This is a genomic window from Curtobacterium sp. MCSS17_015 (assembly GCF_003234265.2).
Taxonomy (GTDB): Bacteria; Actinomycetota; Actinomycetes; order Actinomycetales; family Microbacteriaceae; genus Curtobacterium.
Genome location: NZ_CP126256.1, coordinates 273,382 through 286,181, shown reverse-complemented (window position 1 = coordinate 286,181; position 12,800 = coordinate 273,382). Strand labels below are relative to the sequence as shown.

The window sequence follows — 12,800 nt, the reverse complement described above, 5'->3', positions numbered from 1 at the left end:
GTGGGGCAGGTCATCGGGCGGTGACGGAGGTCCAGGCGCTGCCGTCGGCGGCGCTCCGCTGCACGGCGTCGAGGACGTCCTGCACGTGCAGCCCGACGGCGAAGGACGGCTCCGGCTGCTGCCCGGTCGTGATCGCGGTCACGAAGTCGACGACCTCGTGCACGAAGGTGTGCTCGTAGCCGATCGTGTGTCCGGTCGGCCACCAGTTCGCCATGTACGGGTGCTCCGGCTCGGTGACGAGCACGCGCCGGAAGCCCTGCTCCCCAGCGGGGGCGGTGGCGTCGTACACGCGGAGTTCGTTCATCGCCTCGAGGTCGAAGGCGACCGCGCCCGTGGACCCGCTGATCTCGATCGTCAGGCCGTTCTTCCGCCCGGTCGCGTAGCGGGTGGCCTCGAACGTGGCGACGGTCCCACCCGGCCGGGCCGCGCCTCCCGTCAGCCGGCCGAGGAACCAGGCGGCGTCGTCGACGGTGACCTGCCCGCGCTCGTCCGATGCCGTGCCGGACAGGCCGACACCGTCGGCCAACAGCGGCCGCTCGTGCACGAAGGTCTCGAGCGTGCCGCTCACGGTGCCGAGCGTGGCGCCGGTGACGTGCTCGACGAGGTCGACGGCGTGCGCGCCGATGTCGCCGAGCGATCCGGACCCGGCGAGCGCAGCGTCCAGCCGCCACGTCATGGGTCCGTCCGCATCGGAGAGCCAGTCCTGCAGGTACAGCACACGCGCGTGGCGGACCTCGCCGATCCGACCGGCCTGCACGAGCTGGCGGGCGAACGCGAGGGCGGGGACGCGCCGGTAGCTGAAGCCGACCATCGACCGTATCCCGCGTGTGGCGGCCGACTCCGCGGCGGCCACCATCGCTTCCGCCTCGGCGACGGTGTTGGCGAGCGGCTTCTCGCACAGGACGTGCTTGCCGGCCTCGAGCGCGGCGATCGCGACCTCGACGTGCGAGGAGCCGGGCGAACAGACGTCGACGACGTCGATGTCGGGGTCCTCGACGACCCGGCGCCAGTCGGTCTCGGCGCGCTGCCAGCCGAAGCGGGCGCGGGCTGCCTCGGTGCGCTCCGGGTCGCGCCCGACGACGACCGTCATCTCGGGCTCACGGTCGAGCGGGAAGAACCGTGGCGCCACCCGCCAGGCCTGCGAGTGCGCGGCTCCCATGAAGCCGTGGCCCACCATCGCGACCCGCAACCGGTCCTCCGTCATCACATGCTCCCTCGCATCGTGCGTCCGCCGTCGACGCTAGGGACCGGTGGGTGGCCGGGACAAGCCGGACGGGAGGATCGGAAAACTTTCGTGGGTGCCTCCCGGTCGACAGGTGGTCCCGTCGGTGACGACCGGATGAGTGGATGTCATCCCCGAGGAGCACGACGGTCCTCCTCCGAACCGATCCGGGCCACCGTCCCGATCCGATGGGATCGGAGCAACGACGAAAGGCACCCCGTGTCCCACACCCCCACCACGACGCTCGCCCTCGGCACGCTCGCACTCTGCGCGCTGTCCCTGACCGGCTGCGCCACCCTGAGCGACTCCATGCACAACCAGGTCAGCGGCCACGCGGACAGCCGCGCTGACCTCGCCTCCCCGCCCGCGTGGATGCCCGCGGACGCGACGGACATCACGTCCGTCACGGGGACGGCGGCGAAGGACGACGCGGACGCGCCCGAGACGGTCGTGTTCACCAGCGCCGACGGCGTGAGCGCGCAGGGCTGCGACACGGTGCCGAGGACCTCCGCACCGGTGATGACCGTCCCCGAGGCTCCCGACGCGTACGCGGCGAAGACCGTCGTCCGGTGCGGCGCCTGGTCCCTGGCGTCCGAGGAGGACCGGTGGGTCGCCTGGACGCCGAACACCGGCGACGGCGCGTCCTGACCGTGCCACGTCATCGCGGCCGACCCGCTCCTCGTCGGCTCCGCACGAGGGCCCGCGCCCTGTCCGAGAGCCGTTCGACGGTGCCCGTCGCCGCCCTGTCCGCCGGCCTCGGAGCCCTCATGGTGACCGGTTCGGAAGCGGCGCAACGCATCGTCGAACTGGGAGCGCGCACCGGCGAGAGCGCGACGGTCGCGATGATCCTGCCCGTCGTGGCGTGGGTGTTCATCGCGATCGCCCTGTACGTCAGCGCCGTCGTCGCGTCGAACACCTGCGCGACGGTGATCGCCGGTCAGACCCGCTCCCTGGCGCTGCAGCGTGTCCTCGGCGCCACCGGCGCCCAGCTCCGTCGCCAGATCACGAGCGCCGGTCTGGTCTCCGGGGCCGTCGGCTCCCTCATCGGGGTGGTGGCGGGGACGGTCGTCGCGAACGTCGCACTCGCGATCGCGGCTGCAGCGTCGGTCCTCCCGCCGCTGGGCTGGTTCCTCCCGCCCGCCTCGGGTCCGATCGCCGTGCTCGTCGCGGTCATCACGACCATCGCCTTCCGCATCGGCTCCCGGGACGTCCTGTCGATCCCGCCACTCCGTGCGCTCGACGCGGCTGTCGAACCGGTGCCCGGTGCGACCCGCACCACGACCCGGAACGCCGTCGCGGCCGTGTTCTTCCTCGCCGGGGCTGCCGGCATCGGCGTGGCGTTCGTCCTCGGCGCCACGACCGTGAACGCCCTGCTGCTCGCCGTGGCGAGCGGCGCACTGTCGTTCACCGGGGTCGTCATCGCGTCCCCCGTACTCCTGCCGGCCGTCCTCCGCCTCGTCGCGTCGGCGAGCGCGCAGAGCATCATCGCGTCGATGGCCGCACGGAACTCCCTCCGTGCACCGAAGCGCACCGCTCGGGCGACCGTCGGCCTCGTCATCGCGGTGACCCTCATGTCGACCTTCTCGGTCGGCTTCGCCACCTACGCGACCATGCTCCAGCGGCAGGCCGCCGGCGACCCGGTGTACTACCGCGGCATCCAGGCGCAGTTCGACCAGCTCGCGGTCATGTTCGCGGGACTCGTCGGTGCGGCAGGGGTCATCGCGGCCGCCGGGGTCGTGGCGGTGACCGCGCTGACGATCGCCCAGCGCAGCAGGGAACTCGGGCTCCTCCGGGTCGTCGGCGCCACCGCGCAGCAGATCCGGTCGCTCGTCCTCGTCGAGACCGCCATGACGATCGCGATCGCCGTCGTGCTCGGGGTCGTCCTGGGGACGGCGTACGGGTGGGCCGGCGCCTACACGCTCCTCGGCGCGACGAACGGGGCGGTGCTCGTCGGGCCGACGGTGCCCGCGTGGCTGATCGTCGTCGTGCTCACCGGTGCCGTCTGCACCGGTCTGGCCGCCGCCCTCGGGCCCGCGGCCCAGGCGGTGCGGGGGACGCCCGTCACGGCGCTCCGCGAGTAGCGGGAGCGCCGTCCGCCACGACGCTCGGGTCGCGGGTGCGTCAGTCGCGGGTGGCGACGATCGTGTAGGTCGTCGGGATGCGGTCGCGGTCCTGCTCGGGCCACGCCCACGACCCGTCGCCGGTCTCCTCCATGCGGGAGCTGAAGCGCCACGGGAGCGTCCGGCCCTCGTCGAGTCGTCGGAGCCGGAGTCCGGCGCCGAGCAGGGCGTTCACGATCTCGGACAGCGGGTGCGGCCACTCGTACGTGCGGGGCTGCGACACGGTCCCGTCGCCGGCGTAGGTGGTCGCGTCCTCCCACTGCTGGGCGGTCCCGTCCGGGAAGTACCGGTGGCGCGTGACGAGCTCGTCGGCGTCCTCGTCCAGGGCGTACAGCGCCGGGTGACCGTCGCGGATGAAGAAGACCCCGCCGGGCCGGAGGAGCGCGGCCACCTGGGCGGCCCACCGGTCCAGGTCCGGCAGCCAGCAGATCGTGCCGATGCTCGTGTAGACGACGTCGAAGTCGCCCGTCACGGCGGCCCGGGCGTCGAGGACGTCGGACTCGACCCACGAGACGTCGACGCCGGACCGCCCGGCCAGTGCCGCTGCCGACACGAGCGCCGGGCGCGAGAAGTCGATGCCGGTCACCCGCGCTCCTTCCCGCGCGAGCGAGACGGTGTCGGTGCCGATGTGGCACTGCAGGTGGCAGACGTCCAGGCCGTCGAGGGACCGACCGGGGAGCCAGGGCGTGAGCGCCGGCAGGTCCTCGCGGACGACGTCCGACCGGTGGGCCGGGTCGGCGAAGGCGTCGAGCGCGTAGGCGCCCTCGTGGATCGGCACCCGGTCGTCCCAGTTCGCGCGGTTCGTGTCGCGGGCGTGCTCCCAGTCGACGTCGACGTGGTCCATGCTCATGCGCCCGACCCTACCGAGCAGGGCGGCCGCTCCCGACGGGACTCGGGACCAGGTCGGACGCCATCCGTGACGGAACGCCCTCCGAACACCTCGGAGAGAGAGCCGGATGACGGATCCGGACGACTGGAGGACACCGATGCACGACCCGACCCCGACCGACGACCGCTGCCCGAGCGTGTTCGACCGGTGGCACTGCGGGCTCCGGCAGGGCCACGGCGGGCTCCACACGTGGACGGACGCGCACGGTCGGACGACCTGGAACGACACGGCGCACGGCCGCCGGCTCCCCGACCTGTGAGCACCGGGCGACGCACCGACAGCGCGGCATCGATCGGTCAGACGACCTGCGCCGCCCGCGCGGCCCGCGCGCGGGCCATCACCTCGCGGATCACGTCCGTCTTCGCGTCCGCGTAGTCGTTCATGTCGTCCCACCGCTCGCTGAGGAGCGCCCGCTTCGTCCGCTCGTACAGTGCCCGGTCGTCGGCGTCGACGCGGAGACGGTCGCGGAGCAGCAGGTAGTCGTGGACCGCGGGCGCACCGCGCTCGTAGACGTGCACGTGGACGTCGCGTTCCGGGGTCCGCACCAGACGGTGGCCCGGTTCACGCACCCGGAGCTCGTAGCCGGTGGCCAGGAGCGGCTCGAGGTACGCGGCCTCGTCGGTGACGTCGGGCACGACGACGACCAGGTCGACGATCGGCTTGGCGGCGAGCCCGGGCACCGAGGTCGACCCGATGTGCTCGATCTGCACGGCGGACGACCCGAGTGCGGCGCTGATCCGTCGTCGGTGTGCCCGGAACGTCTCCGCCCACCTGGGATCAGGGTCGTGCAGTCCGACCCGCAGCGCCTCCGGCCCGCCGACGATCTCGACCGTCGTGACGTCCGGCCGGACGGGAGGCTCGACCCGCGTCCCGGGACCGGGTGCGGCCGTGGAGTCGCGGACCACGAGCGACGTCGCGAGTTCGACCCGGACCGGCCCGTCGTCCGCCGCTGGTCCGGTCCCGCCACCGGCGTGCTGACGGAGCGCCATCCGCGTCGCCCGCTGGGCCATCTCCTGCAGGGGCTGCCGGATCGTCGTCAACGCCGGACGGGCCCACCGGGCCGGTGCCACGTCGTCGAACCCGACGACCGACAGGTCCTCGGGCACCCGGAGACCGGACGCCCGTGCGGCGTCGAGCACCCCGAGGGCCTGCAGGTCGTTGCCCGTGACGATCGCGGTCGGACGGGGCTCGGTCGCGAGGAGCACACGGGCCGCGCGCTCGCCGTCCGCGCGGCTGAAGTCGGCGACGACGACGTGCCCGGCCGTCCGACCCGCCACCGCGGCCGTCCCGGCGGAGCCGGTCCGGGCCTCCAGGCCGGCCGCGGCGAGCGCCGCGCGGTGTCCGGCGAGCCGGTCCGCGGCGCAGCGCATCTCGAGGGGCCCGGCGATCGCGGCGATCCTGCGGTGCCCGAGGTCGAGCAGGTGCTGCGTCGCGGCGGCTCCCCCGGCGGTGTTCGTCGCACCGACCACCGGGACGTCCGCCGGGGGATCGCCGACCGGGTCGACGACGGTGAAGGGGATGCCGCGTGCGCGGAGCTGGTCGCGCCGGCCCGCGGTGAGGGCGGAGAACTGCAGGACCACCGCGACCGGGCGTCGGTGCAGCACACCGGCGATCCAGTCAGCACCGACGGCGTGGTCGGGGCCGAGTGCGGAGAGGGACAGCGCGTACCCGTGCTCCCGCACGACCTGCTCGACACCGCGGACGATCTCGATCGACCACTCGCTGGCCAGGTCCTCGACGACGAGCTCGACGAGGGAGCCCGGCTCGGGCGGACGGCCGCGCTGGGCGTAGCCGGAGGCGGCGAGCAGGTGTTCGACGCGCTCGCGGGTGGGGTCGGACACACCGGGGCGGCCGTTCAGGACCTTCGACACGGTGGCGAGGGAGACCGATGCCTGCCGGGCGATCGCGTCGAGGGTCGGCCGGGAGCCGGACCGGTCCGCAGCGCCGATGCTCATCCGCCGAGTATCGCAGCGTGGACGCTCGTCCGCCGGGTACCGCAGCGCCGAGCCGTCGCTGCCCCGCCTACTGGGGCAGGCACGGAGACCGGTCCACTCACCAGACTGGTGGTGAACAGCCCCGTCCACCCCGGGGGCCGAACGACGAACCGAGGCTGCGATGACCACCGATGCCCGCTCCGCCGACACCGACACCGACACCGGGACGGGGACCGGTACCGGTACCGGTACCGAGACCGTCGGGGCCGACACGGTGCCCGAGACCGAGCTCGACCGGGCTGAGACCGAGCTCGACAGCCAGGCGGAACTCGACAGCGAGACCGGCGCCGACACGGCCGGCGACGAACTCCTCGAGCACGCGCGCCTACGCAAGCACATCGCCGAGGCCGCCATCGACCTCATCCGCACCGGCGACACCCTGACGCCCACCGGTGACGCGGTGGCAGCGGCGGCGGACGTCGACCCGGACCTGCTGCAGCAGCACTTCCCGACCTGGGAGAGCCTGGTCGCGGTCGCGGTGATGCACTGGCACGAGACCCGCTTGGCGCCCCTGCTCGAGGACGCGGTCGACGTCGGCGCGGTCGCGTTCCTCGGCGGGCTCATCGAGGCGAACCTCGCCGACCCCCGGATGATGCGGCTGCTGGTCAGCACGTTGACGGCGGGCACGGACGTGTCGAACCCGGTGGGGCCGTTCTACCGGAACCAGTACGAGGGCTTCCACCGCACGGTCCGTCGCCTGCTCGAGCACGACGTGGCGACGGGGCGTGAACCGGCGGCGCTCGACCCGAAGCGGGCGGCGGTCCAGCTCCTCGCCCTGTACGAGGGGCTGCAGCTGCAGGCCCTGCTGCGGGACGGCATCGACGTCCTGGCCGCCTTCCGCGAGTCGACGTCGTTGCTCCGGCGTGGCTGGACGGCCGGGCCGGCCGTCCGACAGGAGGCCGCCGACGGCGTCTACGACCTCTGACCGGTGACGGACGGGAGGCGCGGTGCGAGCTCGCACCGCGCCTCCCGTCCGTCCGGGGGTTGCGCTCGGGCCGGTGCAGCGCATATGTTCTCGCTGACAACAAATCCGCTCGACGACGATCGGCAGACCCCATGGCAGTGCAGCCCACCCGCGACGACAAGTTCTCCTTCGGTCTCTGGACCGTCGGCTACAACGGCACCGACCCCTTCGGCGGCCCGACCCGCCCCCAGCTCGACGTGGTCGAGGCGGTCGAGAAGCTCGACGAGCTCGGCGCCTACGGCCTCACCTTCCACGACGACGACCTCTTCGCGTTCGGTTCGACCGACGCCGAGCGCCAGACGCAGATCGACCGCCTCAAGGGCGCCCTCGAGTCGACCGGCCTCGTCGTCCCGATGGTGACGACGAACCTCTTCTCCGCCCCGGTCTTCAAGGACGGCGGCTTCACCTCGAACGACCGCGAGGTCCGCCGCTTCGCCCTCCGCAAGGTGCTCCGCAACATCGACCTCGCCGCCGAGCTCGGCGCCGAGACGTTCGTCATGTGGGGTGGCCGCGAGGGCGCCGAGTACGACGCCGCCAAGGACGTCCAGGCCGCGCTCGAGCGCTACCGCGAAGCCGTCAACCTCCTCGCCCAGTACGTCACCGACAAGGGCTACGGCCTGAAGTTCGCGATCGAGCCGAAGCCGAACGAGCCCCGCGGCGACATCCTGCTCCCGACGCTCGGTCACGCCATCGCGTTCATCGACACCCTCGAGCGCCCCGAGCTGTTCGGTGTGAACCCCGAGGTCGGCCACGAGCAGATGGCGGGCCTCAACTTCACCGCCGGCATCGCCCAGGCGCTGTACTCGGGCAAGCTCTTCCACATCGACCTCAACGGTCAGCGCGGCATCAAGTACGACCAGGACCTCGTCTTCGGTCACGGCGACCTGCAGAACGCGTTCTCGCTCGTCGACCTGCTCGAGCACGGCGCCCCGCAGGGTGGCCGCGCGTACGACGGCCCGCGTCACTTCGACTACAAGCCGTCCCGCACCGAGGACATCACCGGCGTGTGGGAGTCGGCCGCCGCGAACATGCGCATGTACCTGCTCCTCAAGGAGCGTGCGCAGGCGTTCCGTGCCGACCCCGAGGTGCAGGCCGCACTCGAGGCCTCGAAGGTCGCCGAGCTCTCGCAGCCGACGCTGAACGCGGGCGAGTCGTACGACGACTTCCTCGCCGACGCTTCCGCGTACGAGGACTTCGACGCCGACGCGTACCTCGGCGGCAAGGGCTTCGGTTTCGTCAAGCTCCAGCAGCTGGCCGTCGAGCACCTGATGGGTGCTCGTGGCTGAGTTCGCCTCCAGCGCGACCGACCCCGGTGACGACGTGCTCGTCGCCGGGGTCGACTCGTCCACGCAGTCCTGCAAGGTCGTCATCCGTCGTGCCACGACGGGCGAGGTCGTCCGTTCCGGCCGGGCCTCGCACCCCGACGGCACCGAGGTCGACCCCGCAGCGTGGTGGACGGCCCTCGGCACCGCGGTCGCCGACGCCGGCGGCCTCGACGACGTGGCCGCGATCGGCATCGGCGGGCAGCAGCACGGCATGGTCGTGCTCGACGCCGACGGTCGCGTGATCCGCCCGGCCCTGCTGTGGAACGACGTCCGCAGTGCGGCCGCCGCCGCCGCCATGGTCGAGGAACTCGGCCGGGAGGCGTGGGTCGCCCGGACGGGTCTGGTCCCGGTGGCCTCGTTCACCGCCACGAAGCTGCGCTGGCTCCGTGACGCGGAACCCGACAACGCGGCCCGGGTCGCGGCCGTCGCGCTGCCCCACGACTGGCTGTCCTGGCGCCTCCGCGGCTACGGACCGGCGGACGAGAGCCCGCTCGGCCCCGACCTGGACGCCCTGGCCACCGACGGCTCGGACGCCAGCGGCACCGCCTACTGGGACCCCGCACGCCGCGAGTACGACCCGGAGCTGTTCGAGCTCGCCCTGGGCCGTCCGCTGCGCGGTGCGGAGACCGGTGACGACGGCGACGCGGTCGTCGTGCCGCGGGTCGTCGCCCCGTCCGAGGCAATCGGCATGCTCGAGCAGGCGATCGAGCTCCCGGGTGGCGCCACCGCTCCGGCGGGACTCGTCGTCGCACCCGGCGCCGGGGACAACGCCGGAGCCGCGCTCGGCCTGGGGCTGGCCGCGGGTGACGTCGCGGTGTCGCTCGGCACGAGCGGCACCGTGTTCGGTGTGACCGACACCGCGATCGAGGACCCGTCCGGCACGGTCGCCGGGTTCGCGGACGCGACGGGTTCGCGGCTGCCGATCGTCACGACGCTCAACGCGGCACGGGTGCTCGAGGTGATCGGCGGCCTGCTCGGCGTCGACCACGCCGAACTCGGGCGGCTCGCGCTCCAGGCGCCCGCCGGTGCCGACGGGCTCGTCCTCGTGCCGTACTTCGTCGGCGAGCGGACCCCGAACCGTCCCGACGCCACCGCCTCGCTGCTCGGGATGACCCCGGGGACGACGGACCGGGCGCACCTGGCGCGTGCCGCGGTCGAGGGCATGCTCTGCGCCCTCGCCGACGGCCTGGCCGCGGTCGAGCGCACGGGCGTCACGGTCGAGCGGTTGCTGCTCATCGGTGGCGCCGCACAGAACGAGGCCGTCCGGGCCGTCGCCGCGCAGGTCTTCGGCCGCGAGGTCCTCGTGCCGGAACCGGGCGAGTACGTCGCCGCCGGCGCTGCCCGACAGGCCGCGTGGGTCCTCACCGGGGACCTGCCCGGCTGGACGGTGCCGACGACGTCGATCCCGGCGGACCCGCACCCCGAGGTGCTCGAGCGCTACCGGGCCGCCGTCGGCTGACCGCGAGTCGCCACGTCGGCGGCGATCCGCAACGCCACGGCGTCGCGGATCGTCGCCGGCGTCGCGTCCGCGACCGTGTGCCCCACGTCAGTCCGGCCGCGCCGCCGGCTTCGACCGGACGTGCGCCCGCTCACCCTGCGGCCCGTACAGGCACAGGATCTCGGTGACCTGGTCGCTCACGTTGCCGACCCAGTGCGGCGTGTGGGTGTCGAACTCGACGACCTCTCCCGGGCCGAGGTCGAACACCTCGTTCCCGAGGACCAGTCGGAGCCGACCGGACAGCACGTAGAGCCACTCGTACCCCTCGTGCGTCTTGAGGGTGGTGTCCGTGCCGTGGTCGTGCGGCGCGATGAGCTGCTTGAAGGACCGCACACCCCCGGTCCGCCTGGTCAGCGGGATGACCACGCGGCCGCCGCGCCGCTCGGGCTTGAGGTGCACGCGTGGATCCCCCGTCGCCGGAGCGCCGACGAGGTCGTCGAGCGGCACCTGGTGGGCCCGGGCCAGCGGCAGCAGCAGCTCGAGCGTCGGCTTCCGCCGCCCGGACTCCAACCGCGAGAGCGTGCTCACCGAGATCCCGGTGCGTTCCGCGAGCGCGGCGAGCGTGGTGCCCCGGAGCGCCCGGAGCGCCCGGAGGCGTGGGCCGACCGCGTCGACGACGTCAGCCGTCGTCGGCTCGGTGGGGTTGGCCTCCCGTCCGCGTGTCATGCCCTCATGTTGCCAGAGCGGCAAGGGTTCTTGCCACGTTCGCACGGCGGAGCACAAGATCGTGCCATGTCCCCAGCACGAGACGTCATCGTCGTCGGCGGCGGTGCCGCCGGCCTGTCCGCAGCCCTCATCCTCGGTCGTTCGCGCCGGTCCGTCCTCGTCGTCGACGCGGGCGAACCGCGGAACGCGCCGGCCGAGGGCGTCCACAACTACCTGGGCCAGGAGGGCGCGAGCCCCTTCGACCTCGTCCGCACCGGCCGTGCGGAGGTGGCCCGGTACGGGGTCACCGTCACCGACGGGAGGGTGGTGTCCGCGTCCGCCGCACCCGTCACCGACGGCGATCCGCTCGGCTTCCACCTCACGCTCGACTCGGGCGAGGTCGTCTCGGCGCGCCGTGTCGTCATCGCCGGCGGTGGCGTCGACGTCCTGCCGGACGTCCCCGGCCTCGCCGAGCACTGGGGTCGCGGGGTCGTGCACTGCCCGTTCTGCCACGGGTGGGAGGTCCGCGACCGGCGGATCGGCGTCCTCGTGGCCACACCCGCGGGCGCCCACCAGGTGCAGATGTTCCGGGCGCTCAGCGACGACGTCACGGCGTTCGTGGCCGATCCGGCACTCCTCGACGACACTGTCCTCGCCGGTTTCACGGCCCGCGGCGTCAAGGTGGTCCACTCCACGATCGCACGCGTGCTGTCCGAGGGTGACACCCTGACCGGGGTGGAGCTGCCCGACGGGACGGTCGTCGGGCTCGACGCCCTGGCCGCCGCCAGCCGCCTCGAGGCCCGGGTCGACTGGGCCGTCGGCCTCGGCCTGACGCCTGTCGACCAGGAGGCGAACGGGACCCGCTTCGGCCGGGTGCTCGCGGTCGACGGCCTCGGGAAGACCGACGTGGCCGGGGTGTACGCCGCGGGCAACGTGGCGAACGCGATGCTGACGGTCATCGGCTCGGCGGCGGCGCGGGGCGGGGCGGGGCGACGGTCAGGCCGACGGTGTCAGCACGCTGTCGATGACCAGGTCCTTCGCCGGCCCACGGGCCTCCCAGCGGACGCGCCAGCCGTCGGACGTCCCGGTCAGGAGGCCCGTGTAGTCGTCCGGCGCACACGCGTGCTCGACCCGCGCACCCCAGACCCAGTCGTGGAACGGACGACCGTCGGCGAAGTGCACGTGCCACCCGCCGTCGCGGCCCGGTCGGACCGCGAGCGTCCGCCACACCGGGGTCGAACGGGCGCCGGACACCATCGTGCCGGTCTCGTGCCAGTGCACGGACCCGTCGTCGTCGACGCGCAACACGGTCGAACCCGTCACCGTGCCGGTCACGTCGGCGAGCCGGTCGTGCACCGTGCGGCGCAGGTCCCACCGCCCGAGCAGGTCGGTGGGCAGCAGGAGGGTCGTCGGCGGTGACGCCTCGGGCGGGAGCACGGCCGCCGTCACTCGACCCGGTACCCGGCCTGGGCGGCGAGCAGCGGCGCGAGCGTGTACAGCTGCTCGCCGCCGATCGTCGCACCGCGCAGCCCGTCGAGTCGCTCCACCCGGTCGAGGTCGGCGCCGCGGAGGTCGACGTCCTCGATGCGCGCGGCCGCGCCGGCGACCTCCCGGATCGAGCTGCCGGGGAAGGCGACCCGCAGCAGTCGGGCGTCGGCGATGTCGATCTCGTCGATGACGCAGTCGCGGAACACCACGTCCGTGAGGACCGATGCCCGGAGGTTCACGAACCCGAGCTTCATGCCGACGAACTCCACCGCGCTGAACGAGCCGTCGTACAACTCCGCCGACCCGATGCGCCCCCCGGCCACCCGGACCTCCCGCCAGGCACCGCTCTGCGCCCGGAGCACGGGGGCGTCGAGGACCTCGATGACGGTGTCGTGGACTCGGAACCCGCGGAGGTCGGCGCCGTCGGCGCGCAGGGTCCCGACCACGCACTCCTCGAGCTCGAGGTCGGGCAGCCGCTCGCCCACCACGTCGAGCAGCTCGATGTGCTTGCCGTCGATGCGGTCGCCGGTGAGCACGTCCCCCGGGCCGGGCGACCACGGTTCGAGGTCGGTCGGTTCGGTCAGGGTGATGCGGGGCGCCGAGACGCCGGACTTCCGTGCCATGCGCCCAGTCTGCCGCGGACCCCGGACAGTCG

At 73.5% G+C, this 12,800-nt stretch carries 12 protein-coding genes and 1 pseudogene; 7 read left to right on the top strand and 6 right to left on the bottom strand.

Going from position 1 to position 12,800, the window contains the following annotated elements; translation table 11 throughout:
- Positions 1-10 precede the first annotated feature (10 nt).
- The gene (locus DEJ18_RS01335; protein WP_111211415.1) at positions 11-1,204 is read right to left on the bottom strand and encodes a Gfo/Idh/MocA family protein; all 1,194 of its coding nucleotides are present in this window, start codon (positions 1,202-1,204) and stop codon (positions 11-13) included.
- 237 nt (positions 1,205-1,441) lie between these two features.
- Here DEJ18_RS01335 and DEJ18_RS01330 point away from each other — a divergent pair, with 237 nt between their 5' ends.
- On the top strand, positions 1,442-1,870 hold the full coding sequence (locus DEJ18_RS01330) for a hypothetical protein (RefSeq protein WP_111082582.1): 429 nt from the start codon (positions 1,442-1,444) through the stop codon (positions 1,868-1,870).
- Positions 1,871-1,950: 80 nt separating this feature from the next.
- Complete coding sequence (locus DEJ18_RS01325; RefSeq protein ID WP_111211414.1) at positions 1,951-3,303, top strand: FtsX-like permease family protein; 1,353 nt, start codon at positions 1,951-1,953, stop codon at positions 3,301-3,303.
- 40 nt (positions 3,304-3,343) lie between these two features.
- Here DEJ18_RS01325 and DEJ18_RS01320 read toward each other — a convergent pair whose 3' ends face one another.
- A complete protein-coding gene (locus tag DEJ18_RS01320) occupies positions 3,344-4,192 on the bottom strand; it encodes a class I SAM-dependent methyltransferase (RefSeq protein WP_111211413.1) in 849 nt (282 codons plus the stop codon).
- A 136-nt stretch (positions 4,193-4,328) separates the two neighbouring features.
- Here DEJ18_RS01320 and DEJ18_RS01315 point away from each other — a divergent pair, with 136 nt between their 5' ends.
- Positions 4,329-4,490, top strand: a complete 162-nt coding sequence (locus DEJ18_RS01315) for a hypothetical protein (RefSeq protein ID WP_181434275.1) — start codon at positions 4,329-4,331, stop codon at positions 4,488-4,490.
- Between the two features lie 37 nt (positions 4,491-4,527).
- Here the strand turns inward: DEJ18_RS01315 and DEJ18_RS15895 are convergent, their stop codons facing one another.
- On the bottom strand, positions 4,528-6,186 hold the full coding sequence (locus DEJ18_RS15895; protein WP_181434274.1) for a GrpB family protein: 1,659 nt from the start codon (positions 6,184-6,186) through the stop codon (positions 4,528-4,530).
- A 160-nt stretch (positions 6,187-6,346) separates the two neighbouring features.
- Between DEJ18_RS15895 and DEJ18_RS01300 the strand changes: the two genes are divergently transcribed.
- The 3 genes from DEJ18_RS01300 to xylB all read left to right on the top strand — a co-directional run bounded on the left by DEJ18_RS01300 (position 6,347) and on the right by xylB (position 9,973).
- A complete protein-coding gene (locus DEJ18_RS01300) occupies positions 6,347-7,150 on the top strand; it encodes a TetR family transcriptional regulator C-terminal domain-containing protein (protein ID WP_111211411.1) in 804 nt (267 codons plus the stop codon).
- Between the two features lie 131 nt (positions 7,151-7,281).
- The gene (gene xylA / locus DEJ18_RS01295) at positions 7,282-8,475 is read left to right on the top strand and encodes a xylose isomerase (protein WP_111211410.1); all 1,194 of its coding nucleotides are present in this window, start codon (positions 7,282-7,284) and stop codon (positions 8,473-8,475) included.
- Positions 8,468-9,973: a xylulokinase gene (gene xylB / locus DEJ18_RS01290; protein ID WP_258377009.1), complete on the top strand. Its 1,506-nt coding sequence runs from the start codon at positions 8,468-8,470 to the stop codon at positions 9,971-9,973. Before xylA ends, xylB begins: the two co-directional genes overlap by 8 nt.
- A gap of 87 nt (positions 9,974-10,060) precedes the next feature.
- Here the strand turns inward: xylB and DEJ18_RS01285 are convergent, their stop codons facing one another.
- Positions 10,061-10,678, bottom strand: coding sequence for a helix-turn-helix domain-containing protein (locus DEJ18_RS01285; protein WP_111211409.1), 618 nt, complete (start codon positions 10,676-10,678; stop codon positions 10,061-10,063).
- A 6-nt stretch (positions 10,679-10,684) separates the two neighbouring features.
- On the opposite strand from DEJ18_RS01285, the pseudogene DEJ18_RS15955 reads away from it, so the two are divergent.
- Positions 10,685-11,605: pseudogene (locus DEJ18_RS15955) on the top strand (NAD(P)/FAD-dependent oxidoreductase); the annotation flags it as partial.
- A gap of 48 nt (positions 11,606-11,653) precedes the next feature.
- Here the strand turns inward: DEJ18_RS15955 and DEJ18_RS15950 are convergent.
- Both DEJ18_RS15950 and DEJ18_RS01275 read right to left on the bottom strand, forming a co-directional pair.
- The gene (locus DEJ18_RS15950) at positions 11,654-11,992 is read right to left on the bottom strand and encodes a DUF6314 family protein (RefSeq protein ID WP_502866273.1); all 339 of its coding nucleotides are present in this window, start codon (positions 11,990-11,992) and stop codon (positions 11,654-11,656) included.
- A gap of 110 nt (positions 11,993-12,102) precedes the next feature.
- A complete protein-coding gene (locus DEJ18_RS01275) occupies positions 12,103-12,768 on the bottom strand; it encodes a pentapeptide repeat-containing protein (RefSeq protein WP_146241631.1) in 666 nt (221 codons plus the stop codon).
- Between the last annotated feature and the right edge of the window lie 32 nt (positions 12,769-12,800).